Genomic DNA, 21,945 nt, shown 5'->3' with positions numbered 1-21,945 from the left:
TCGCTCCCGCTGGGCATAGGCGGTCACAAACGTGATCGTAGACACAGGTCGCGGAGATGAAGGTCGGCGGCCCGTTGGGCAGGATGGACAGGTAAGGCCGGAACGGTCGGCGAACACTTACCAGTCAGGTAGGAATTTTGAGCACCAGGTCCAGCCGCGATGTGCTGGCGCGGGGAATGCGGGTGCTGGGCCAGGCGATTCGCACCGAGCCGCGCCTGTTCACGATCGGGGTCGCCGGCAGCAGCCTGTTCGGCATCCTCGTCATCGCCAACGCGTACGTCGTCGGCGCCGTCATCGGCCGTGTCGTGGTCCCCGCGTTCTCCAGCGGCTCCGCGAGCACGGGCGCCCTGGCGCTGATCGCCGCCGTCTTCCTCGGGCTCAGCGTGCTGCGGGTGGCGACCATCTTCGGCCGTCGGCTCGGCGCCGGTTACATGCAGTTCCGGCTGCAGGCCCGCTACCGCCGCGCGGTGACCCGCCGCTACCTCTCGCTCCCGCCGTCGTGGCATCAACAGCATGCCACCGGCACCCTGCTGTCCAACGCGAACTCCGACGTCGAGGCGGCCTTCGTGCCGATCGCGCCGCTGCCGTTCGCGGTCGGCACGATCGTGATGATCTTCGCCGCGGTGATCGCGCTGTTCGTCACCGACTGGGTGCTCGCGCTGGTCGGCGTCGTGCTGTTCCCGGCCCTGTTCGCCCTCAACACGTTCTACGCCCGCCTGATGTCACCCCGGCAGATCCGGGCTCAGCAGATGCGCGCGAAGGTCAGCGCGGTCGCGCACGAGAGCTTCGACGGCGCGCTGGTCGTCAAGACCATGGGCCGTGAGGAGGACGAGTCCCGCCGCTTCCGCGTGTTCGTCGACGAGCTGCGCGACTCGCTGATCTCCGTCGGGCGGCTGCGCGGGCTGTTCGACCCCCTGATGGACTCGCTGCCCAGCCTGGGCACGCTCGCCGTGCTGCTGCTCGGGGCGTGGCGCCTGCAGCAGGGGGCCGTCACCGTCGCCGAGGTGGTCACTGTCGCCTTCCTCTTCACCGTGCTGGCCTTCCCCGTACGCGCGATCGGCTGGGTGCTCGGCGAGCTGCCGCGCAGCGTCGCGGGCTGGGAAAGGGTGCAGGCCGTGCTCGCGGCCGACGGCGACCTCGCGTACGGGCCGGCCACCGCCCCCGGGCCCGGTCCGGCCACGCTGCGTTTCGAGCACGTCGATTTCGCGTACGGGGACGGGCCGTTGGTCCTGCACGACGTCTCGTTCACCGTGCCCGCGGGCAAGACGGTGGCGCTCGTCGGCGCGACCGGCTCCGGCAAATCGACCATCGCCGCGCTGGCCGTACGCCTGGTCGACCCCGGCGCGGGCCGGGTCACGCTCGACGGGACGCCGCTGCCCGAGCTCAGCGAACCCGCCCTGACCAGCGCGTCGGCCCTCGTGCCGCAGCTGCCGTTCGTCTTCGACGACACCGTGCGCGGCAACATCACCCTCGAACGGGAGGGGCTCGACGACGAGGCCGCCTGGGCCGCGCTGCGGGACGCCCAGGCCGACGGGTTCGTCGCCAAGCTGCCCGAGGGCCTCGACACCCCGGTCGGCGAACGCGGCACCTCGCTCTCCGGCGGGCAACGGCAACGGATCACCCTCGCCCGCGCGCTGGCCGGGCGCCCACGGCTGCTCGTGCTGGACGACGCGACCAGCGCCGTCGACCCACGGGTGGAAGCGGCCATCCTGGCCTCGCTGCGCGGCGGCGACGCGAGCGCCTCGATCCTGGTCGTCGCGTACCGGCGGGCCACGATCGCGCTGGCTGACGAGGTCGTCTACCTGGAACAGGGCAAGGTCGTCGCCACCGGGACACACGCCGAGCTGCTGGCCGCCCACGCGGGGTACGCCGAGCTCGTCACGGCGTACGAGAAAGCGGAATCGGAACGGGTCGAGGCATGACCGACTGCACCGGAGTGAGCGAAGTGGTCGCAGGGCATGCCCAGGGAGGCTCAGCATGACCGACGGAACCTTCGCCACCATCAAGCGGGGTCTGTCGCTCTCGCCGGAGCTGCGCCCGGGGCTGGCCGGCACGATCGGCCTCGCCCTGCTGCAGATGTCCGGCCGGGTCGCCGTGCCGATCGCCGTGCAGCAGGGCATCGACCACGGCATCCGCGCCGAGGGCGGGCCCGACCTGCAGTTCGTGACGGTCGTGGTCGCGGTCACGTTCCTGGCGCTGATGATCTCGACCATGGCGGGTTACCTGATGACCCGCCGGTTGTTCACCGTCAGCGAGACCGCGCTCGGCGCCCTGCGCTCGCGCACCTTCCGGCACATCCACGACCTGTCGATGCTGCACCAGCAGTCCGAGCGCCGGGGCACCATGGTGTCCCGGGTGACCAGCGACGTCGACCAGATCTCGATCTTCCTGCAGACCGGCGGCGTGCAGCTGCTGCTGGCCGCCGGGCAGCTGCTGGTCTCCACGATCGTGATGTTCGTCTACTCCTGGCAGCTCACCATCGTCGTGCTGCTGGCCTTCGGCCCGGCCGTGGCGGTCATCCGGCTGTTCCAGAAGAGGCTGGCCGCCGTCTACGGCGCTGTCCGCGAACGCACCGGCGTCATGCTGGGCGCCATCGCGGAAAGCGTCGTCGGCGCCATGGTCATTCGCGCGTACGGGGTCGCCGGCCGGACCGAGAAGCGCCTCGACACCTCCATCGACAATCTGCGTGTGGCCCAGCAGAAAGCCATGCGTACGAGCGTCACGAGCTTCTCCAGCGGCGAGCTGGGCGCGGGCCTGGCCCTGGCCGCGGTGGTCGTGGTCGGCGTGCTGCTCGGCGCCGACGGCGGGCTCACCGTCGGCCGGCTCACCGCGTTCCTGTTCCTGGTCACGCTGTTCATCCAGCCCGTGCAGATCGCCACCGACATGCTCAACGAGGCGCAGAACGCGGTGGCCGGCTGGCGGCGCGTGCTCGACGTGCTCGACCTCGAACCCGACGTCAAGGACCCGGACGAGGTCGGTGTCGACCTGCCTCCGGGCCCCTTGTCCGTACGCTTCCAGGACGTCTCGTTCCGCTACCCCGGCGGCCCGATCGTGCTGGCCGACGTCGACCTCGAACTGCCCGCGCGCCGCAAGGTGGCCGTGGTCGGCGAGACCGGCTCGGGCAAGACGACGTTCGCCAAGCTGCTGACCCGCCTGATGGATCCCGTCGAGGGCGAGGTGCAGCTCTCCGGCACCTCGCTGCGGGACGTGAAGTTCGCGGCGCTGCGCTCGCGGGTGGTGATGGTGCCGCAGGACGGTTTCCTGTTCGACGCGACGATCGCCGAGAACATCCGTTTCGCCGACCCCGCCCTCACCGACGAGCAGCTGGGCGCCGCCTTCGTCGAGCTGGGCCTGGCCGACTGGCTGGCCGGGCTGCCCGCCGGCCTGGAAACCCCCGTCGGCGAGCGCGGGGAGGCCCTCAGCGTCGGGGAACGTCAGCTGGTCGCCCTCGTACGGGCCTATGTCGCCGACCCCGACCTGCTGGTGCTGGACGAGGCCACCAGCGCCGTCGATCCCGCCACCGAGGTGCGGCTGCAGCGAGCCCTCGACACGGTGACCCGCGGCCGCACCACGGTGGCCATCGCCCACCGCCTGTCCACAGCCCAGTCAGCCGACGAGGTCCTGGTAGTGGACGCGGGCCGCGTGGTCCAACGCGGCCCGCACGCCGAACTCGTCAAACAAGAGGGCTCCATCTACGCGAAGTTGTACGCGTCCTGGCTCGAACAGACTCGTTAGCCCGAACCCGGCCTACCGGGCGTAGAACTCCACGACCAGCTGCTCATCGCACTGCACCCGGATCTCCGAGCGTTCCGGAACCCGCAGCACGGTGACGCGCAGGTCCTCCAGCACGGTGGAGAGGTAAGGCGCGGTCGGGCCGTCGATGTGCGCCCCCGCCTTGGCGATCTCGAACGGCGGCTTCGTCCGGCTGCTCTCGCGGACCTCGACGACCTGTCCCGGCTTGAGCCGGTACCCGGGCCGGTCGACCTTCTTGCCGTCGACCGTGAAGTGCCCGTGCACCACGAGCTGCCGCGCCTGGTAGATCGTGCGGGCCAGGCCGGCGCGCATGACGGTGGCGTCGAGGCGGCGTTCGAGCAGGCTCACCATCGTCTCGCCGGTTTTGCCCTCGGCGCGGTGGGCGTCGTCGTACGCCTTGCGCATCTGGGATTCGCTGATGTTGTACTGGTGCCGCAGGCGCTGCTTCTCGAGCAGCCGGACCTGGTAGTCCGAGGCCTTGCGCCGGGACCGGCCGTGCACGCCCGGCGGGAAGGGCCGCTTCTCGAAGTACTTCACGCACTTCGGCGTCAGGGGGATGCCGAGTGCCCGCGAGAGCTTGGCCTTGGGTCGTGAGTTGTTCATGAAGTCTCCGAGTTACTTGCGCTTGAGGCCGGTGTTACGGTTAGCCTCACCTTACTAAGGCAAGCCTAACGTAATGCCGGAGGTCCTCACATGCAGCCCACTCACGCCGAGATCGCGCGTACGCTCGCCGCCGGCCACCTCCCCGGCGTCGCGCACATCGCGTGCCGTCCCGGGCCACTCCCCGTACGGCATGTCACCGACGCGAACGGCCAGGTGCTCCTGCTGTCCCCCCGCGACGGCGCCTTCGCGGCCGCGCTCCGCCCGCAGGAGGGAAACGACGACACCGCGATGGTGCTCGACATCTCGGACGTGCCGCCGATGGCGGGCTCGCCGGCCCTGGGCCGCGTCTGGATCTCCGGCTGGGCCAAGGCGCTCGACGGTGACGAGGCCCGCGCGGCCGCGCTCGACTACGCCGAGATCGACGCCTCCGGCGACCTGCTCGACGTCGGCGAGGGGCAGGTGCTGCACCGCATGGACGTGGCCGAGGTGCGCTACGAACGCAACGAGAACCTGCACGACGTCGACGTGGACGACTTCGCCGAGGCCACGCCCGACCCGCTCGCCCGCATCGAGTTCGACCTGATCGCCGACCTGGCCGACCACCACGGGGCCGAGATGAGCGCCTACGTGCGGCGCCAGCTGGGCAAGACGTTCCAGCCGGTCGCCGAGCCGGCCGTGGTGCGCATGGACCGATACGGCTTCATGGTCCGCCTCGACGACAAACTCGCACGGCTCGCCTTCCCCCGCCCGGTGTCCGACCGCCAGGATCTGGCCCACCTGCTGCACCCTGTCCTCTGTCACCGCTGCGCCGCCTGAGCCGGCTCCTACTCGGTCTTGAAGACCTCCGGCATCGGCTCGGTCAGGAAGCGCTGCACGTTGGGGCCGATCGCCGCGGCGAGGGTGTCGACGCTCGCGCTCGCCAGCGGTTCGAGCTTGAGCACGTAACGGGCCATGATCGTGCCGGCGATCTGGGTGGCGACCAGCGCCGAGCGCATGTCCGCCTCGGCCGGATCGAGTGAGAGCTCCCTCACCGCCCGCCGCAGCACCTGGGTCACGACGAAGTCGCGCAGCAGCCGGGCCGTCCACTCGTTGCTCAGCACCGACCGGAACACGGCCAGCGCGCCGGCGCCGGCCGGTGAGTCCCAGACGCCCAGCACCATCCGGACGAGCCGCTCCCCGGCCTGCTCGCGAGGCCCGCTCAGCGCCTGCGGAACCAGCTCGGCCGGGTTGATCGGCGCGTTCATGACCGCCAGGAACAGCTTTTCCTTGGTGCCGAAGTAGTGGTGCACCAGGGCCGGGTCCACCCCGGCGTCGCCCGCGATGCCACGGATCGACGCCTTGTCGTATCCCTTCTCGGCGAAGCCGGCCCGGGCGGCCTCCAGAATCGACTCCCGCGTGTCCTGGTTGCCGGGACGCCGCCCGCTGCGCCTTGCCACAAATCTCCTAGGGAGTCCTCCGCCGCAGGGTCGCGGCCGCCAGCACCAGTGCCACCATCGCCGCGCCCGCGACGATCGCCAGGTCACGCCACATCGTCGTGGTCGGGTCGGTCGCGCGCCCCACCTCGGCCAGCGCTTCCACCGCGTACGTGAGCGGCAGCGCGTTGCTGATGCCCTCGAGCCAGCCTGCCATCTGCCCGCGCGGCACGAACAGCCCGCACAGCAGCAGTTGCGGGATCACGACCACCGGTAGGAACTGTACGGCCTGGAACTCCGTACGGGCGAAGGCGCTGCAGAACAGGCCGAGCGCGACCCCCAGCACGGCGTTGACGACCGCGATGAGCACGACCAGCCCCACGTTTCCGGCGGTGTCCAGACCCAGCAGCCAGTACGCCACCCCGGTCGCGACCGCCCCTTGCACGGCCGCGGCGAGACCGAACGCCAGCCCGTACCCGAAAAGCAGGTCGATCTTGCCGAGCGGCGTGGTGAGCAGACGCTCCAGCGTGCCGGACGTGCGCTCGCGGAGCATGGCGATGCTGGTCACCAGAAACATGATCGTGAACGGGAAGACGCCGAGCATGATCAGCGCGATCCGGTCGAACGTCCCGCCCGCGCCGTCGAACATGAAGAACAACAGGGTCAGAAGCAGCGCCGGTACGACGATGAGCAGCGCGACGGTGCGGCGATCGTGCCGCAGTTGCCGCAGCACCCGCCCGGCCGTGGCGAACGTGATGCGCACGCTCATGCCGTCACCTGCTCCCGCTCGCGGATCAACCTCAGGAACGCCTCTTCCAGGTCGTCCGTCCCCGCCGCCGTACGGATGGCGGCCGGGGTGTCGTCGCCGATCAGCCGGCCCTCGCGGATGAGCAGCAGCCGGTCGCAGCGGCCCGCCTCGTCCATCACATGGCTCGACACCAGCAGCGTCGTGCCGGCGGCGGCCAGCTCGTGGAAGCGCCCCCACAGGTCGGCCCGCAGCACCGGGTCCTGCCCGACGGTCGGCTCGTCGAGCACCAGCAGCTTCGGCTCGCCGATCAGCGCGCACGCCAGCGACGCCCGGCTGCGCTGCCCGCCGGACAGGTTGCCGACCAGCTGATCCTTCGCCCCGCTCAACCCGACGTCGGCGATCGCGCGGTCGGCCTCCGCCGCACCCAGCCCGAGCAGGGTTGCGAAGTAGCGCGCGTTCTCGCGTACGGAAAGGTCGGCGTAGACGCTGGGCGCCTGCGTGACATAACCCAGCTCACGGCGCAGGGAGGCGCTGCCCGCGGCCCGGCCCAGCACCGTCACCGTGCCCGACCGCACGATCTGCACACCCACGATCGCCCTGATCAGAGTGGTCTTGCCGCTGCCGCTCGGGCCGAGCAGCCCGGTCACCGCGCCGCGTTGAACCTCGCAACTGATGCCGTGCAACACCTCTTTCCGGCCACGTTCCACGACGAGGTCCCGCACCTCGACGGCGCTGTCCATATCGCCCTCCCTCAAATTCATCACTCGTTGAACTCAACAGTAGATGAATTCCGCGGGCAGAAAAAGACCCCCACCCCGTACGGGATGAGGGTCTGATTTCTTACAGCGACAGGATGCGGTCCAGGAATTCCCGGTAGCCGCGCATCGCCATCCGCATGCTCTCGGTGTCGGGTTTGCCGTTGCCGCGCAGCGGGTCCAGTTCGTCACGCTCGGCCAGCAACGCCTCGGTGAGCTCGTTGACCGCGTCCGTGAGCAGGTCGTGCGCCCGGGTCAGGGCCGTCTCCGGGTCGTCGACGAACTCGGCCTTGACCTCGTGCCAGGCGGCCCGGAAGTGCCGTACGGCATCGTCGTCCCAGAACGCGATGTGCCCTGCCGCGACGTCACCCGGGCGCATCGCGACCTCTTCGGCGACCAGTTCCTCCTCGGGATCCTCCGGGGCGGCGCGACGGCCCCGGCGGACCGGCTCGGCATCCTCGAGGCTGGCCGAGCGGCGCGGCTCTTTCCCCCCGGCGGCGGGCTCGGACGGCTGCGACGGTGACTGCGTCAGAGGGTCACCGGTCGACGGTTTCGCCACCGGAACCGGGATGCTGGCGGCCGCGCGCGGCGCCGGAACCCCGGAGACCGGGCCCTCGTCCGGGTCGGGCAGGGCCGGGGTGTACGCCGGGGGCTGCCCGTAGGCGGCGCCGAACACCGGCCCCGGCGACATCGGGCGGGCCGACGTGGGCCCCGGCGACATCGGGCGGGCCGACGTGGGCCCCGGCGAGAGCGGGCGGGCCGGCGTCGGGCCCGGCGAGAGCGGGTCCGAGGCCAAGGGGCCGGCCGACACCGGCTTGGACGAGGCCAGGGGGTCGGCCGGCTCAGGCTTCGCCGACAGGGGGTTGGCCGAGACCGGCTTCGACGACAGCGGGTCCGGCGACAGCGGGCCGGACGACACGGGGTTCGCCGACACCGGGGAGGCGCTGACCGGGGAACCGCTCACCGGGGCGCTCGACGCCGGCGGCGACGACGTCGGGCCGACGATCGGGTGGGTCGAAGTCGGCACCGAGGCCCACCCGGCTGCCGTACGGCGGGTGTCGATGTCGTCCGGGGCGGCGCGGCGTCCGGTGGTCTCGTCGGCGCCCGCGTTGCCCAGCCCAGGGACCGGCTTCGCGGGCCCGGTGTCGGGAACCCGTCCGTTCATGTCATCACGCCCGTTCTCGTCTTGCGCTTCCACGTGCTCCGGCTCGGCCGCCCGCCCGTTGGCGCCGCCGTGACCGTGGCCGTTGAGGCCAGGCTTCGACTCCGCCGGATGACGACCGCCGAACAGGAACTGGTTGTTACGCCCACCCAGCCCGAAGCCTCCGAAGTCCCGTTCCCAGGGACCGCCGAAACCGGACTCTACGGCCGGCTCGTCCCGGCCCTCATCCCCAGCAACCCGGGAGTGATCAGAATCGCGCTCGGCGGGCACCCCGCTGACCTGCCGCGGCACCGCGCTGACCGGCCAGCCGGCTTGACGCGGCGGCCCGCTGACGGGTTCGTCGGCCTGGCGCGGTGACCCGCTGACGGGCTTGTCGGCTTGACGCGGCGGCCCGCTGACGGGCTTGTCGGCTTGACGCGGCGGCCCGCTGACGGGCTTGTCGGCCTGAGGCGGCGGCCCGCCGAGGGGGTCGCCGACCGGCCGTACGGGCCCACTCGTCTGATGCGGCGCCCCGCTGGTCTGGTGGGGCACCCCGCTGGTTCGGGGCGGAACCGCGCTGGTCTGGTGGGGGAGCACGCTGCTTTGGAGCGGCGGGCCGCTGACCTGCTGAGGCGGGCCGCTGACCTGTTGTGGCGGGCCGCTCACCGGCCCGGCCGGGGCGCTCGGACTCACCGGCCGGTCCGCGCTGTGCGCCCCGCTCCGCCCACCGGCGCTGCGAACGCCGCCTCCCTCACCGAGCAGCCCGCTCTCCGTACTCGGCCGTCCGTTCCAGGCAGCGAGCGGGTCACTCCCGCTGCCGCCGAGGGACCGGGCGCCGAGCGGTTCGGATGCGCTGCCGCCGAACGGCCGGTTGGCGCTGTCACCGAGCGTTCTGTCCGCGTTCCGGCCCGGCGGGATGCCGGGCCCGCCGCTGACAGGCCGGTTGTTGCCGGCGTCGAGCGGGTCTTTGCCGTTGACGCCTGGGCGGCTGTCGGCGCCTGGCGCGCCTTGGAGGCGGCCGTCGGCGGGGCGGTTGTTGCCGGCGTCGAGCGGGTCTTTGCCGTTGACGCCTGGGCGGCTGTCGGCGCCTGGCGCGCCTTGGAGGCGGCCGTCGGCGGGGCGGTTGTTGCCGGCGTCGAGCGGGTCTTTGCCGTTGACGCCTGGGCCGCTGTCGGCACCTGGCGCACCCTGAGGGCCGCCGCTGACGGGCCGGTTCGCGCCCGCGTCCAGAGGGCCGTTTCCGCTCGCCGCGCCGTTCGTGCTGCCCGGTGGCCGGTTGTCAGCGCCGTTGACCGGTCCGTTACCGTCGGCGCCGGTTCGGCCACCCCGGTTCCCGCCGAACAGCGGCGCGTTCCTGCCGAGCAGCCCAGCGGATTCGCGCGCGCCCAGCGATCCGTACGTCCCGCTCACGCTGTAGTCACCGGCCAGGCTGTGCGTGCCGCCCGTACCCCTGATGCCACTGCCGCTGGCTCCGCCGAAGCCGTTCTCGCCGGACGGGCGCTCGTCTCCGCTGCCCTGACCGTTGCGGCCGGCCGGGTTCCGGCTGGTGCCCCCACCGGCGTCGTCCCCGCGTGGGCCACTTGTGCCCGGACCGGTTGCGTAGAGGTTGCCGCTCGTGTTGACCCCGTCCCCGTTCAGGCTGCCTGCGTCGAAGGTGTTTCCGCCGGCGCCGCTCGGTTTGAGGCCGTCGCGGTCCGTACCGCTCGGGTTGAGGCTGTCGCCACCCGGGCTGCTCGGGTTGAGGCTGTCGCCGACCGGGCTCGCATTGAAGCCGTCGCGGCCCGCGATGCGTCCGCCGAGGGGGCTCCCGGTGATGCCGCTCTCACCCGCGCCGCCCGGACCCGGACCGTACTGGCCGGACGTTCCTGCGCTGCCGTTCGAGCCGGTCGGACCCGGCACTCCCGTGGGGCGGGGGCCGTCATAGCCGCCTCCGCCGTGTCCGTACGGCGTTGCCGGGGTGCCGACCCGTCCGGGGCCGGGCTGCGTCAACGGCATCGCCGCCTGCCGGTTGGCCGTGGGGTGACCGACGGAAAAGCCGATGTGCGGCGGCCCGCTCGTCTGCCCGTTGTGGGGAGCCGCGCTTGTCTCCGGGTTACGTGAGTATTCGCTCGTCCGGCCGTGATGCGGTCCGCCGGCCTGTCCGATGGCCGGAGGCCCGCTCGTCTGACCGGAATGCGGCGGCCCGCTGGTCTGCCCTGCGTACGGGGGTCCGCTCGCTTGCATGTCGTGCGGCGGGCCGGAGGTCTGGCCGTCGTCCGGGGGGCTGCTCACCGAGCCGTCCACGCCCAAGCCGTTCACCGACCGGCGCGATCCCAGCGGAACCATCTCGGTTTCACCCGAAAGTGTGCCCGGCATCCCCGGCGAATCGGGCGCGACACCCTCGTCCTCGGCGTCGCGATGAACCGGCCAGAATCGGGCCAGCCCACGCGACGGCCGACTGTTGTCGGGGTTGGACGTCGGCTCCATCGGTTTGAGACTCCCGTCGCTCCGGTTACGCCACCCGCGGACTTGAGCTGCGGTAACCCTCTGGGGAGGCGGCTGCAAACACCCCTGACTGGGTGCAACGCACGACGACGGTACCGTCCCGCGGTGCAAGAGGCATCCCCCGTGCCCGGATCGTGGGCCGCGTCGGCCTGGCCCCGGACGGCCTCGTCCCGGCCCCGCTCGACGTGATTTCGCAACCCCGTATCGCCCACCTGTGGACAACTCCCGGCGCCCTCACCCTCGATCCGGCCGGGCCGGCGCCCGGGCGGTATTCACCTACTTCCACAGCAGGCGGGACACGAGCCTCGCCGGCGTTCCCTACTTGTTAGAAGTGATCGGGCGGTTTCTCTCAGTGACCGACGGTCGCCTGTGGACAACTCCGGCCCGGAACGCGATCAAGGTTTAAGGTCTGGGCCCGCCCCCGGTTGGGTGGGGTGGGGGAGTGGGGCTGTGGCCGGCGCGAGCGGGTGTCGGGCGGCCAACGGTCGCGAGCGGTGGATGGGGGAGAATCGTCGCGTGGTAGTGAAGACCGACCTGGATCCGGCGATTGCCGAGCGGCTCAAGCGCACCTCCGACGGCCTGGTGGCGGCGATCGTGCAGGAGCACGGCAGCGGAGATGTCCTCATGCTGGCCTGGATGGACGACGAGGCGCTGCGTCGCACGCTGACGACCGGGCGGGCGACGTACTGGTCCCGCAGCCGCCGGGAGTACTGGGTGAAGGGCGCGACCTCCGGCCATTTCCAGTACGTGCACAGCGTCGCCCTCGACTGTGACGGCGACGCCCTTCTCGTGACCGTCGACCAGGTCGGCGCGGCCTGCCACACCGGCGCGCACAGCTGCTTCTTCGACGAACTGCCGTTGACGACCACGTCCGGCGAAGCCGCGACCGCGTCCGGCGAAGCGACGACCGCGTCCGGCGAAGCGACGACCGTGCCCGGCGGAGCAGCGACCACGTCCGGCGAAGCGACGACCACGTCCGGCGAAGCAGCGACCACGTCCGGTGAAGTAACGACCATGCCCGGCGAAGCAGCGACCGCGCCCGGCGGAGCAACGACCGCGCCCGGCGGAGCAACGACCGCGCCCGGCGGAGCAACGACCGCGCCCGGCGGAGCAAGCCTGCGTGGCGCGAGGGGCGCGTCCGGCGAAGCGAGCACGAACGGCGAAGCGAGCACGATCGCCCGGTCGGGCGTGGCGGAGGTGGCGGGGCAGTGACCAGCGGAACCGTGTCCCCCGACGAGGCGGGCTTCCTGCGGCAGCGCCGGCGGGTCGTGCCGGTCACCCGGCGGTTGCTGGCCGACGGCGAGACCCCGGTCGGTGTCTACACCAAGCTGGCCGGCGGCCCGGGCACCTTCCTGCTCGAGTCGGCCGAGCAGGGCGCCGGTCCGTCCGGCGCGGCTTGGTCGCGCTATTCGTTCGTCGGCGTGCGCAGCGCGGCCACTCTGGTCGAGCGCGACGGCGAGGCCCACTGGCTGGGCGCGCCGCCGGCCGGTGTGCCGCTCGCCGGTGACCCGGTGGTGGCGTTGCGCGAGACGGTGGCCGCGCTCGCCGACGGTCCCGATCCCGGCGACCTGCCCCCGCTGACCGGCGGCATGGTGGGCTACCTGAGTTACGACCTCGTACGCCGTTTCGAACGCCTGCCCTCGTCGGCCGGTGACGACCTGGCGCTGCCCGAGCTGGGGATGATGCTGGCGACCGACCTCGTGGTGCTCGACCACTACGACGGTTCGGCCATCCTGGTCGCCAACGCCGTTCTCGCTGACGACGCCGACGATCAGGCCCGGCGGGCGGCCTATCACAACGCTGTCGGCCGGCTCGACGCCATGACGACCGCGCTGTCCCGGCCCACCCCGCCGATGATCTCCACGGTGGAGCGCCGGCCCGCCGGCGAACCGGTCAGCCGCACGGCTCCGGGGGAGTATCAGAAGGCGGTCGAGGAGGCCAAGGAGGCGATCCGGGCCGGCGAGTGCTTCCAGATCGTGGTGGCGCAGCGGTTCGAGCGGCCGACCGACGCCGACCCGCTCGACGTCTATCGGGTGCTGCGCGCGACCAACCCGAGCCCGTACATGTATCTGCTGCGGTTCGACGATTTCGACATCGTCGGATCCTCGCCCGAGGCGCATCTGAAGGTCAGCGCCGATGAGGAAGGCGCCCGCCGCGCCCTTCTTCACCCCATTGCCGGTACGCGGTGGAGGGGCGCGACGCCCGAGCAGGACAACGCGCTGGCGGCGGAGCTGCTGGCCGACCCCAAGGAACGCGCCGAGCATGTGATGCTGGTCGACCTGGGCCGCAACGACCTGGGCCGGGTCTGCCGGGCGGGTTCGGTCGAGGTGCCGGAGTTCGCGCGTATCGAGCGGTACAGCCACGTCATGCACATCGTGTCGACGGTCGTCGGCGAACTGCGTGACGACCGGTCGGCCTTCGACGCGCTGGCCGCGACGTTCCCGGCGGGCACGTTGTCCGGGGCGCCCAAGGTACGCGCCATGGAGATCATCGAGTCGCTGGAGCCGACCCGCCGCGGCCTGTACGGCGGAACCGTGGGCTATTTCGGTTTCGCCGGCGACATGGACATGGCCATCGCCATCCGCACCGCCTTGATCAAGGACGGCGTGGCCTACGTGGGCGCCGGGGCGGGCATCGTCGCCGACTCCGACCCGGCATCCGAGGAGCAGGAAACCCGCAACAAGGCCGCCGCGGTGCTGGCCGCCATCGCCTCGGCCGAAACCCTGCGCGCAGCCCGATGACCGGACCCGACCACAGCCGTACGGGCGGCAAGACCCCCAGCCGCAGCGGCGTGGGCGACGGCGGACGCGGCGTGGCGGACGACGACGCCGCACGTGGCGACGACGCCTTCCGCAGCGAAGTCGATGACGCCGGGCGCGGCGGCGGGGACGGCGACGTCGGGCGCGGCGGCGGGGACGGCGACGTCGGGCGCGGCGGCGGGGGCGGCGACGCCGGGCACAGCGCCGAGGCCGACGACGCCAGTTACAGCGGGGTCGATGCCGGGCGGAGCGACGCCGACGAGACCGGGCGCGACGAGGCGGGCCGTGACGGGGCCGAGGGCAGCAACCAGGACAGGGCGAACCGGCGGACGTATCTGCTGGCGCTGGCGGCGTGCTTGGCCGGGGCGGGAATCGCTGCCTACGGCGCAACGCGCCCCTGGTCGGTAGAAGTCACCCCCCGACCGGAAATGTCGGACTTACGGGTGTCGCGGGCCGGCGTGGATGTCGCCCCGTGGGTGATCGGCCTGGCCCTGGTCGGGCTCGCCGGGGCGGGCGCGCTGCTGGCCACGTACGGCCGGTTGCGGCGTGCGCTCGGCGTTCTGCTCACCCTGGCCGGCGTCGGAGTGGCCGTCAGCGCCATCGCCGGCCGGGCCGGCCTCGACACCGGCGACGCGGGAGCGGGCGGCACGCTCTGGCCGATCGTCTGCGTCATCGGCGGGGTGATCGTCGCGCTGGGCGGGCTGACGGCGGCCCGGTTCGGCCACCAATGGCCGCGAATGTCCGCCCGATACGAGCGAAAACCGACGACGCGAACCCCACCGGCCGATGCGAACCGGCCCATCGACAGCCGCACCGCCTGGGACTCACTCGACCGGGGTGACGACCCGACGGTGTGAGGCCGCCCGGCCGGCAGCGCCCAACCCGTTACGGATCAAGAAGCGGCGCGCACGGGTGGGCAAAGGGCGGGCGGTGGCCGACCCCCGCGGCTCGCGAAGTGGTGAGCGCGGCGGGTGGGCAAAGGCCGGGCGGTGGCCGACCCCCGCGGCTCGCGAAGTGGTGAGCGCGGCGGGTGGGCAAAGGCCGGGCGGTGGCCGACCCCCGCGGCTCGCGAGCGGTGAGCGCGGCGGTGGGCAAAGGCCGGGCGATGGCCGCGCGGTTGTCCGGCGGCCACGCCGCGTACGACGGGAAGGGTCTTATCGGGTCTTGGCGAGAGCGCGGCGCGACGGGTGGCGGGCGACCAGCGCGGCCACCTCGCGGGTGAGCTCGGCCCGGGCCTCGTTGCGGGCGCGGTCCTCCAGCGTGGCGGCCCAGGCGTTGTCGCGGGCCGTGCGGATGTTGGCGTCGCCGACGACGCGGCGCTGGACGCCGAGCACAAGGTCGGCGGCCGCGGCGACGAGGGCGCGGGAAGCGTTGGCGAAGCCGGTGGAATTGTCCGGCTGAGCGGTCCGGATGGCGGCCACGGGAATCTCCACATCGATCGCTCGGTCTGGTGGACGCTTGGCGGCGCCCGAACCAGTCTGCCTCGGACTCAGCATGGCTGGACCCTATTTCCGGTGCGTGACGCTCGTGTCAAAGCGCCGTCGTATCCACCGATCAGATGAGGTGTCCCAGCGCAGGGGGCCGGAGAGCGCGGTGGCGCTGTGACCGAAGTGACAGATCGCGCCCGAGCAGGCCGCATTATGCCCCAGCCCGCTTGGTGAGGCGCGCCATACCCCGGGCGGCCCGGCACGACCGCGACCTCCTAGCATCGGGCGGAGGACACCCGGAGAGGGGAGTCGTGTCGTGACATCCGATCAGCAGGCGGAAGCGGGTTCTGGCGGACCGCAGAACGTGCTGGAGGAGATCCTCGCCGGAGTGCGCGAGGACGTGGCAGCCCGGCAGGCGCAGGTGCCGTTGGAGCAGGTTCGGGAGGCGGCCGCGGCGGCGCCGCCGGCCATCGACGCCTATGCGGCGTTGCGTAAGCCCGGCGTGGCGGTGATCGCTGAGGTGAAGCGGTCGTCGCCGTCGAAGGGCGCGCTGGCCGACATCCCCGACCCGGCCGAGTTGGCGGGGGAGTACGCGGCGGGCGGCGCCCGGGCGATCAGCGTGCTCACCGAGGGCCGGTGGTTCGGCGGGTCGCTCGACGACCTGCGGGCGGTCCGTGCCTCGGTGCAGGTCCCGGTGCTGCGCAAGGATTTCGTGGTCTCGAGCTATCAGGTGCACGAGGCCCGGGCCCACGGCGCCGACCTGGTGCTCCTGATCGTGGCGGCGCTGGAGCAGAACGTGCTCATGGGCCTGCTGGAGCGCATCGAGTCGCTCGGCATGACCGCGCTCGTCGAGGTGCACAACGAGGAGGAGGCGGACCGCGCTCTCGAGGCGAACGCCAAGGTCATCGGGGTCAACGCCCGTGACCTGCGCACTCTCGAGGTCGACCGGTCGGTCTTCGAGCGCATCGCGCCCGGCCTGCCCAACAACGTGGTGAAGATCGCCGAGTCGGGGGTGCGCGGGCCGCACGACCTGATCCGGTACGCGTCGGCCGGCGCTGACGCCGTGCTGGTGGGTGAGGGCCTGGTGACGCAGAAGTCGCCGCGCGACGCGGTGGCCGAGCTGGTCAACGCGGGCAACCACCCGGCGACCCCGAGGCCGGTCCGATGAGCGCGCCGGTGCTGCCCGATCTGTCCGGACATTTCGGGCGGTACGGCGGCCGGTTCGTCCCCGAGGCCCTCGTCCGGGCCCTCGACGAGCTCGACGCCGCATATCGGACGGCCAAGACGGATCCGGAATTTCAGGCCGAGTTCCGCAATTTGCTGGTCAATTACGCCGGTACGCCGTCCCTGCTCTACCGGGCCGAGAGGCTCTCGGAAAAGCTGGGCGCCGAGATCCTGCTCAAGCGTGAGGACCTGAACCACACGGGCGCCCACAAGGTGCGCAACGTGCTGGGCCAGGCCCTGCTCGCGAAGCGCATGGGCAAGCCCCGGGTGATCGCCGAGACCGGCGCCGGGCAGCACGGCGTGGCCAGCGCGACCGCGGCCGCCCTGCTCGACCTCGAATGCGTCGTCTACATGGGCGAGACCGACACCGAGCGGCAGGCGCTCAACGTGGCCCGCATGCGCATGCTCGGCGCCACTGTCGTCCCGGTCACCAACGGCTCCCGTACGCTCAAGGACGCTCTCAACGAGGCGTTGCGCGACTGGGTGGCCAGCGTCGACACCACGCACTACCTGCTCGGCACGGCGGCCGGCCCGCACCCGTTCCCCGAGATCGTGCGCGACTTCGTGGGCGGCATCGGCATCGAGGCCCGCCGCCAGTGCCTCGACCAGATCGGGCGGCTGCCCGACGCGGTGGCGGCCTGTGTCGGCGGCGGCTCCAACGCGATCGGCATCTTCCACGCGTTCGTGCCCGACGAGGACGTCCAGCTCTACGGCTTCGAGGCGGGCGGCGACGGCGTGGCGACCGGACGGCACGCGGCGTCGATCACCGGTGGCTCGGCGGGTGTGCTGCACGGCGCCCGGACGTACGTGTTGCAGGACTCCGACGGGCAGACCGTCGAGTCGCACTCGATCTCGGCCGGCCTCGACTACCCGGGTGTCGGGCCCGAGCACGCCTGGCTGCACGACACCGGGCGCGCCGAGTACGAGCCGGTCACCGACGCCGAGGCGATGGCCGCGTTCCAGCTGCTGTGCCGTACGGAGGGCATCATCCCGGCCATCGAGAGCGCCCACGCGCTGGCGGGCGCCGCCCGGATCGCGCCGCTGCTGCGCGAGGAACTGGGCCGTACGCCGACCATCCTGGTCAACCTGTCCGGCCGCGGCGACAAGGACGTGCACACCGCCGGCGCGTACTTCGGCATCCTCGACCCCGTTGAGACTCTGGTGCCGGGGGAGAACTCGTGATGGCCCGCGCCGGAGTCAGCGAAGCGTCCGCGGGGCCGGGCCGGCACGAGAGGGGCGGCTCAGCGTGAGCATCGCCGAGATCTTCCACAAGGCTCGGGCCGAGAACAGGGCCTTGCTGATCGGCTGCATGCCGGCCGGCTTCCCGACCGTCGAGGACAGCATCGCCTCGATGCTCGCCATGCATCAGGCCGGCTGCGACGTGATCGAGGTCGAGCTGCCCTACTCCGACCCGGTCATGGACGGCCCGGTCATCCAGAGGGCCAGCGACATCGCGCTCGCCCGCGGCGTCCGCACCCGCGACACGCTGAAGATCATCGAGGCGGTGTCGAACGCCGGCGCCCCGGTCGTGCTGATGACGTACTGGAACCCCATCGAGAAGTACGGGGTCAACGCGTTCGCCCGTGACCTGGCCGCGGCCGGCGCCACCGGCATGATCACGCCCGACCTGATCCCGGACGAGGCCGGCGAGTGGATCGCCGCCGCCGACGAGCACCGCATCGACCGTACGTTCCTGGTCTCGCCGTCCTCGACCGACGAGCGGATCGCGATGACGGTCGCCCAGTGCCGCGGCTTCGTCTACGCCACCGCTCTCATGGGCGTCACCGGAGCCCGTACGGCGGTGTCGTCTCAGGCCCCCGAGCTGGTCGAACGGGTCCGGCACGCCAACCCGGGCATGCCGGTCGGCGTGGGCCTGGGTGTCGGCAACGGGGCGCAGGCGGCCGAGGTCGCCGGGTTCGCCGACGGGGTGATCGTGGGCAGCGCGCTCATCCGCTGCGTGCTCGACGCCCCCGACAAGGCCACCGGCCTGTCCCGGCTGCGGGCCCTCAGCTCCGAGCTCGCCGAGGGCGTGCGAAACCCGGCGAAATGACGCCGGGATGTTACGCCCGGGGCGTGCATGACCTGACCAGGTAACCCGGTAGCGTGTGCACCCGTGAACTACGCCGCGATCCCGAGTCCGACAACATCTGTCTGGCACGTGCTCGGCCTGCCCGTGCGGGCGTATGCGATCTGCATCGTCCTGGGCATCGTCGCGTCCTGCCTGATCATGGAATATCGGCTGCGCAGCCGGGGTGCGGCCCGCTGGGCCTCGCTCGACATCGCGGTGTGGGCGGTGCCGTTCGGCATCGTCGGCGCGCGGCTCTACCACCTGATCACCTCGCCGCAGGACTACTTCGGCGCCGGCGGTGACCCGATCCGCGCCTTCTACATCTGGGAGGGCGGCCTCGGCATCTGGGGCGCGGTGCTCGGCGGGGCGGTCGGCGCCTGGCTCGGCGCCCGCCAGCTCGGCCTGCCGTTCGGCGTGGTGGCCGACTCGCTCGCCCCCGGCCTGCCGGTCGGTCAGGCGCTGGGCCGGCTCGGCAACTGGTTCAACAACGAGCTGTACGGCAAGGAGACCACGCTGCCGTGGGGCCTCGAGGTCCACGACATGGACAGGTCGAACCCCGGGCACGCCACGGTGATCGACGGGCAGGCGGTCACGCTGCCCGACCTCTACCACCCCACGTTCCTCTACGAGCTGCTCTGGAACCTCGGTGTCGCGCTGCTGGTGTGGCTGGCCGACCGCAAGTTCAAGTTCGGCCGTGGCCGGGCCTTCGCGCTCTACGTGATGGCGTACACGCTGGGCCGGGGCTGGATCGAGATGCTGCGGGTCGACGAGGCCAACCACCTGCTGGGCATCAGGATCAACGTGTTCACCTCGATCGTCGTCTTCCTCGGCGCGCTCATCTACTTCCTGCTCGTCCGCGGTCCGCGGGCCTACGTGGTTCCCGACGACGCCCCCGAAACCGCGCCTGAGCCCTCCGCCGCGAGCGACGTCTCGCAGGTCGACGTGTCCGGCCCGGCGGACGCGCGCGACGCGCCACCCAAGGGTTATCAGGTCGTCAGCGAAGCAAGATTCCAGGCCTATCGCCGTACGGGGGTCCTGCCGCCCGACACCCCGCAGGACATGGCGGAGGAGATCGCCGCCGGCGGGCACCCGGTCGAACGGGATCCCGCCGGACCGGCCGGGGTCGAGGAAGCCGTGCTGGCCACGGGCGCGGCCGCCGGCGCCGGACGGGACACCGTTCCCGGCGGCGACGTCGAGCAAGAGTCCCGTAAAGACGAACGCTAGTGCGCACCGCCGTGGTGGTGGGCGCGGGCATGGCCGGGCTGGCCACCGCCGGCGGTCTGGCCCGCGGCGGCTGGCAGGTCGTGCTGCTCGAACGCGGCGAGCGGATCACCGCCCCGCCCACGGCCCTGGTGCTGTGGCCCAACGGCCGGCGCGCCCTCGAGTCGATCGACCCCGAGGGCGGCTGGTCGGCGATCGCGGCCCCGCTGCCCGACGGCGGGGTGCGCCGCCCGGACGGGCAGTGGCTGGTCGCCCCACGCGGCGCTCGCGCGGGCTCGGGACCGGCCGCGGTGCACCTCGAGGACCTTTACGACGCGCTGGTCGCCGGGCTGGGCGACAACGTGCAGGTCCGCACGGGCTTCGGTGTCACCACGATCCGTACGGGACGGCGGCAGCGCCCCGCGGTGAGCGACGGCCGCACCGAGATCGAGGCCGACCTGATAGTGGCGGCCGACGGCATCGACAGCACCGTCCGGCGGGCGCTCGCCCCCGAGTCGGCCGCCGTCGGGTCCGGTTTCGCCGCGTGGCAGGCCGTGATCCCGTCCTACCGGCTGCCCGAGCTGCCGCCCGAGCACGCGGCCGGGGGCGAGACGCTGGGCGCCGGCTACCGCTTCGTGTCGATCCCGCTGGGCGAGCGCGCCGCGGGCCGGGGCGGCGTCTACTGGGTCGTCACCGCGGCCGGCGCGCCCCGCCCCGAGCCGCCCGCCACCCAGCTGGCCCTGCTGCGGCGCTGGTTCGCCGAGTGGCACGCGCCGGTGGGGGAGCTGCTGGCCGCGACCCACGCCGACGACCTGGTGCCGCAGGAGGTTCGCGAGCTGCGACCCCTGCCCCGCTCGTACGGGTTCCCCTCCGGCCCGGGCGGCGTCGTGCTGCTCGGCGACGCGGCCCACGCGATGCCGCACCACCTGGGGCAGGGCGCGTGCCTGGCCTTCGAGGACGCCGCGACCCTGCGCTCGCTGGTGGCCGGGGCCGCGCCCGGTGCGGGGCTGACCGCCGCGATCGAGGAGTACGGACGGTTGCGGCGGCCGCGGACCACCAGCGTCGTACGGCAGACCCGGCGCATGTCGGCCGTGGTGCAGGCCCGTGGGCGCCTGGCCCTGCGCGCCCGGGACGCCGCCCTCAGCCACATGCGCCCGCGCCTGCTGGGAGCCCCCGCTCCCGAATGGACCCCGCCCGAGTAGCGGCACCCCGAGCGGCTTGCTCCGGAGCGGCACACCCTCGGAGCGGGTCGGCTCCGAAGCAGCGCCTCCGTGTGGTTCTGCCACGAAGCGGCGCCCCCGAACGGGTCTCAGGCGGGCGTCCCTGGGCGGGTCTCAGAGGGGGCGTCCCCGAGCGGGTCCGGTTCAGAGGGGCGCCGCCGCGGGCTCGGCGATGCAGGCCGTGCCGATCCGGCGGAAGCCGACCTTGGTGTAGAGGCGAGCGACGTCGTCGTCACCGGCCGACAGGAACACCAGGGTGACCCCGTCGTCGAGCGCACGGCGGGCCAGCGTGGCGGTGAGCTGAGAGGCGTACCCCCGGCGGCGGGCCGACGGCAGGGTGGCGACCCCGGCGATCTCGGCCACCTCACCCGAGCGCATGAAGGCGCCGGTGGCGAGCAGGCCCTCGGGGGAGTCGACCACGGCGGTGCGGTAGTCACCGGAGGCGCTGCGTTCCTGCTGGCCGGCCACGAGGGCCTTGCTGAGCGCGCCGGTGGCGGCGTCCCGTTCGGCGGGGCCGGCCGGGGCGGCCACCAGCTTGCCCGTCAGCGGCGACGGCGGCGCGGCGGGCGCGCCGAAACCGAGCTGGGCCACGGCACGCGAGGCGGCCAGCTCGGCGGGGAAACTCTCCGCATCGGGTTCGAGGAAGCGGATGGTGCCGCCGGCCACCGGCAGGTCGGGCACGAGGGCGGCCGGGTCGAGCACGAGCAGCGGCGCGAGCAGCACGTCCAGCCCTGCCGAGCGGGCCACGGCGAGCAGGTCGGGAGTGGTCTCGTGCACCCACTCGAAGGCCTCGGGCAGGCCCAGCTCTCGTTGTCTCTGCCGGACGGCAGTAATATCGGCCGCGGAGGGTGTGCCGGCTCCTCGGCGGGGCCGGGCATAGTAGGGCCAGCCTTCGCCCTCGCGGACGAACAGCACCAGCCCGCCGAACTCCTCGGCTCGTGCGTAGGGTCGGGGCAGGGCGTCGTAAAACCGCTCGAGCCTGACGAAGACGTCGGTATCCTGTTGCGCCACCGCGCGAGACTACCCAACCCAAGCGGATGTTCGGCTACCCGTTCATGCCGGGACGGGGACTGGTCCCGCCGGAAGTGTGATCCATCCGAACTGGCGGAGATCGGCACCCCTTCACGTAGACTCTAGAGACTTTGCAGGGC

At 72.4% G+C, this 21,945-nt stretch carries 17 protein-coding genes and 1 pseudogene; 11 read left to right on the top strand and 7 right to left on the bottom strand.

Translation table 11 applies throughout. From position 1 onward, the window contains the following. The first annotated feature begins 137 nt into the window (after positions 1-137). Both C8E87_RS06580 and C8E87_RS06575 read left to right on the top strand, forming a co-directional pair. On the top strand, positions 138-1,922 hold the full coding sequence (locus C8E87_RS06580; RefSeq protein ID WP_239080576.1) for an ABC transporter ATP-binding protein: 1,785 nt from the start codon (positions 138-140) through the stop codon (positions 1,920-1,922). Positions 1,923-1,977: 55 nt separating this feature from the next. After that, entirely contained in the window at positions 1,978-3,735 is a 1,758-nt protein-coding gene (locus tag C8E87_RS06575; protein WP_133872248.1) for an ABC transporter ATP-binding protein, read from the top strand. Between the two features lie 12 nt (positions 3,736-3,747). Here the strand turns inward: C8E87_RS06575 and rpsD are convergent, their stop codons facing one another. Next, the gene (gene rpsD, locus C8E87_RS06570; protein WP_133872247.1) at positions 3,748-4,356 is read right to left on the bottom strand and encodes a 30S ribosomal protein S4; all 609 of its coding nucleotides are present in this window, start codon (positions 4,354-4,356) and stop codon (positions 3,748-3,750) included. Positions 4,357-4,446: 90 nt separating this feature from the next. On the opposite strand from rpsD, the gene C8E87_RS06565 reads away from it, so the two are divergent. Beyond that, positions 4,447-5,172, top strand: a complete 726-nt coding sequence (locus C8E87_RS06565) for a DUF2470 domain-containing protein (protein ID WP_133872246.1) — start codon at positions 4,447-4,449, stop codon at positions 5,170-5,172. A gap of 8 nt (positions 5,173-5,180) precedes the next feature. Here the strand turns inward: C8E87_RS06565 and C8E87_RS06560 are convergent, their stop codons facing one another. From C8E87_RS06560 to C8E87_RS06545, 4 genes are all read right to left on the bottom strand, one after another. Then, on the bottom strand, positions 5,181-5,792 hold the full coding sequence (locus C8E87_RS06560; RefSeq protein ID WP_133872245.1) for a TetR/AcrR family transcriptional regulator: 612 nt from the start codon (positions 5,790-5,792) through the stop codon (positions 5,181-5,183). A gap of 7 nt (positions 5,793-5,799) precedes the next feature. Then, the gene (locus tag C8E87_RS06555) at positions 5,800-6,537 is read right to left on the bottom strand and encodes an ABC transporter permease (protein WP_133872244.1); all 738 of its coding nucleotides are present in this window, start codon (positions 6,535-6,537) and stop codon (positions 5,800-5,802) included. Continuing rightward, the gene (locus C8E87_RS06550; RefSeq protein WP_133872243.1) at positions 6,534-7,256 is read right to left on the bottom strand and encodes an ABC transporter ATP-binding protein; all 723 of its coding nucleotides are present in this window, start codon (positions 7,254-7,256) and stop codon (positions 6,534-6,536) included. Before C8E87_RS06550 ends, C8E87_RS06555 begins: the two co-directional genes overlap by 4 nt. 100 nt (positions 7,257-7,356) lie before the next feature. Next, the gene (locus C8E87_RS06545) at positions 7,357-10,407 is read right to left on the bottom strand and encodes a hypothetical protein (RefSeq protein WP_133872242.1); all 3,051 of its coding nucleotides are present in this window, start codon (positions 10,405-10,407) and stop codon (positions 7,357-7,359) included. Between the two features lie 987 nt (positions 10,408-11,394). Between C8E87_RS06545 and hisI the strand changes: the two are divergent. From hisI to C8E87_RS44535, 3 genes and pseudogenes are all read left to right on the top strand, one after another. Then, positions 11,395-11,775: pseudogene (hisI, locus tag C8E87_RS06540) on the top strand (phosphoribosyl-AMP cyclohydrolase); the annotation flags it as partial. Between the two features lie 329 nt (positions 11,776-12,104). Further along, entirely contained in the window at positions 12,105-13,637 is a 1,533-nt protein-coding gene (locus C8E87_RS06535; protein WP_133872241.1) for an anthranilate synthase component I, read from the top strand. Continuing rightward, on the top strand, positions 13,634-14,512 hold the full coding sequence (locus tag C8E87_RS44535) for a Trp biosynthesis-associated membrane protein (RefSeq protein WP_203720904.1): 879 nt from the start codon (positions 13,634-13,636) through the stop codon (positions 14,510-14,512). Before C8E87_RS06535 ends, C8E87_RS44535 begins: the two co-directional genes overlap by 4 nt. A gap of 297 nt (positions 14,513-14,809) precedes the next feature. On the opposite strand, the gene C8E87_RS06525 is transcribed toward C8E87_RS44535, so the two are convergent. Beyond that, on the bottom strand, positions 14,810-15,076 hold the full coding sequence (locus tag C8E87_RS06525) for a hypothetical protein (protein ID WP_239080578.1): 267 nt from the start codon (positions 15,074-15,076) through the stop codon (positions 14,810-14,812). Between the two features lie 370 nt (positions 15,077-15,446). On the opposite strand from C8E87_RS06525, the gene trpC reads away from it, so the two are divergent. From trpC to C8E87_RS06500, 5 genes are all read left to right on the top strand, one after another. Next, positions 15,447-16,250 carry an indole-3-glycerol phosphate synthase TrpC gene (gene trpC, locus C8E87_RS06520; RefSeq protein ID WP_133876666.1) on the top strand — a complete coding sequence of 268 codons (804 nt, stop codon included), beginning with the start codon at positions 15,447-15,449 and terminating at the stop codon, positions 16,248-16,250. Continuing rightward, entirely contained in the window at positions 16,247-17,488 is a 1,242-nt protein-coding gene (gene trpB, locus C8E87_RS06515; protein WP_133872240.1) for a tryptophan synthase subunit beta, read from the top strand. Before trpC ends, trpB begins: the two co-directional genes overlap by 4 nt. 64 nt (positions 17,489-17,552) lie before the next feature. Beyond that, complete coding sequence (gene trpA, locus C8E87_RS06510; RefSeq protein ID WP_133872239.1) at positions 17,553-18,356, top strand: tryptophan synthase subunit alpha; 804 nt, start codon at positions 17,553-17,555, stop codon at positions 18,354-18,356. 63 nt (positions 18,357-18,419) lie between these two features. Further along, complete coding sequence (lgt, locus tag C8E87_RS06505; protein WP_133872238.1) at positions 18,420-19,598, top strand: prolipoprotein diacylglyceryl transferase; 1,179 nt, start codon at positions 18,420-18,422, stop codon at positions 19,596-19,598. Then, positions 19,598-20,776 (top strand): FAD-dependent oxidoreductase, encoded by a 1,179-nt coding sequence (locus C8E87_RS06500; RefSeq protein ID WP_133872237.1) that lies wholly within the window; start codon positions 19,598-19,600, stop codon positions 20,774-20,776. Before lgt ends, C8E87_RS06500 begins: the two co-directional genes overlap by 1 nt. 162 nt (positions 20,777-20,938) lie before the next feature. Here the strand turns inward: C8E87_RS06500 and C8E87_RS06495 are convergent, their stop codons facing one another. After that, positions 20,939-21,805 (bottom strand): GNAT family N-acetyltransferase, encoded by an 867-nt coding sequence (locus tag C8E87_RS06495; RefSeq protein WP_133872236.1) that lies wholly within the window; start codon positions 21,803-21,805, stop codon positions 20,939-20,941. Positions 21,806-21,945 lie beyond the last annotated feature (140 nt).

It is taken from the genome of Paractinoplanes brasiliensis, assembly GCF_004362215.1.
Lineage (GTDB): Bacteria > Actinomycetota > Actinomycetes > Mycobacteriales > Micromonosporaceae > Actinoplanes > Actinoplanes brasiliensis.
This window is presented reverse-complemented; position numbering and strand designations above follow the sequence as displayed.

Coding starts and splice junctions, on each gene's coding strand:
- C8E87_RS06575 (WP_133872248.1), top strand. CDS start 1,978: ATGACCGACGGAACCTTCGCCACCATCAAGCGGGGTCTGTCGCTCTCG.
- rpsD (WP_133872247.1), bottom strand. CDS start 4,356: ATGAACAACTCACGACCCAAGGCCAAGCTCTCGCGGGCACTCGGCATC.
- C8E87_RS06565 (WP_133872246.1), top strand. CDS start 4,447: ATGCAGCCCACTCACGCCGAGATCGCGCGTACGCTCGCCGCCGGCCAC.
- C8E87_RS06555 (WP_133872244.1), bottom strand. CDS start 6,537: ATGAGCGTGCGCATCACGTTCGCCACGGCCGGGCGGGTGCTGCGGCAA.
- C8E87_RS06550 (WP_133872243.1), bottom strand. CDS start 7,256: ATGGACAGCGCCGTCGAGGTGCGGGACCTCGTCGTGGAACGTGGCCGG.
- C8E87_RS06545 (WP_133872242.1), bottom strand. CDS start 10,407: ATGCCGTTGACGCAGCCCGGCCCCGGACGGGTCGGCACCCCGGCAACG.
- C8E87_RS44535 (WP_203720904.1), top strand. CDS start 13,634: ATGACCGGACCCGACCACAGCCGTACGGGCGGCAAGACCCCCAGCCGC.
- trpB (WP_133872240.1), top strand. CDS start 16,247: ATGAGCGCGCCGGTGCTGCCCGATCTGTCCGGACATTTCGGGCGGTAC.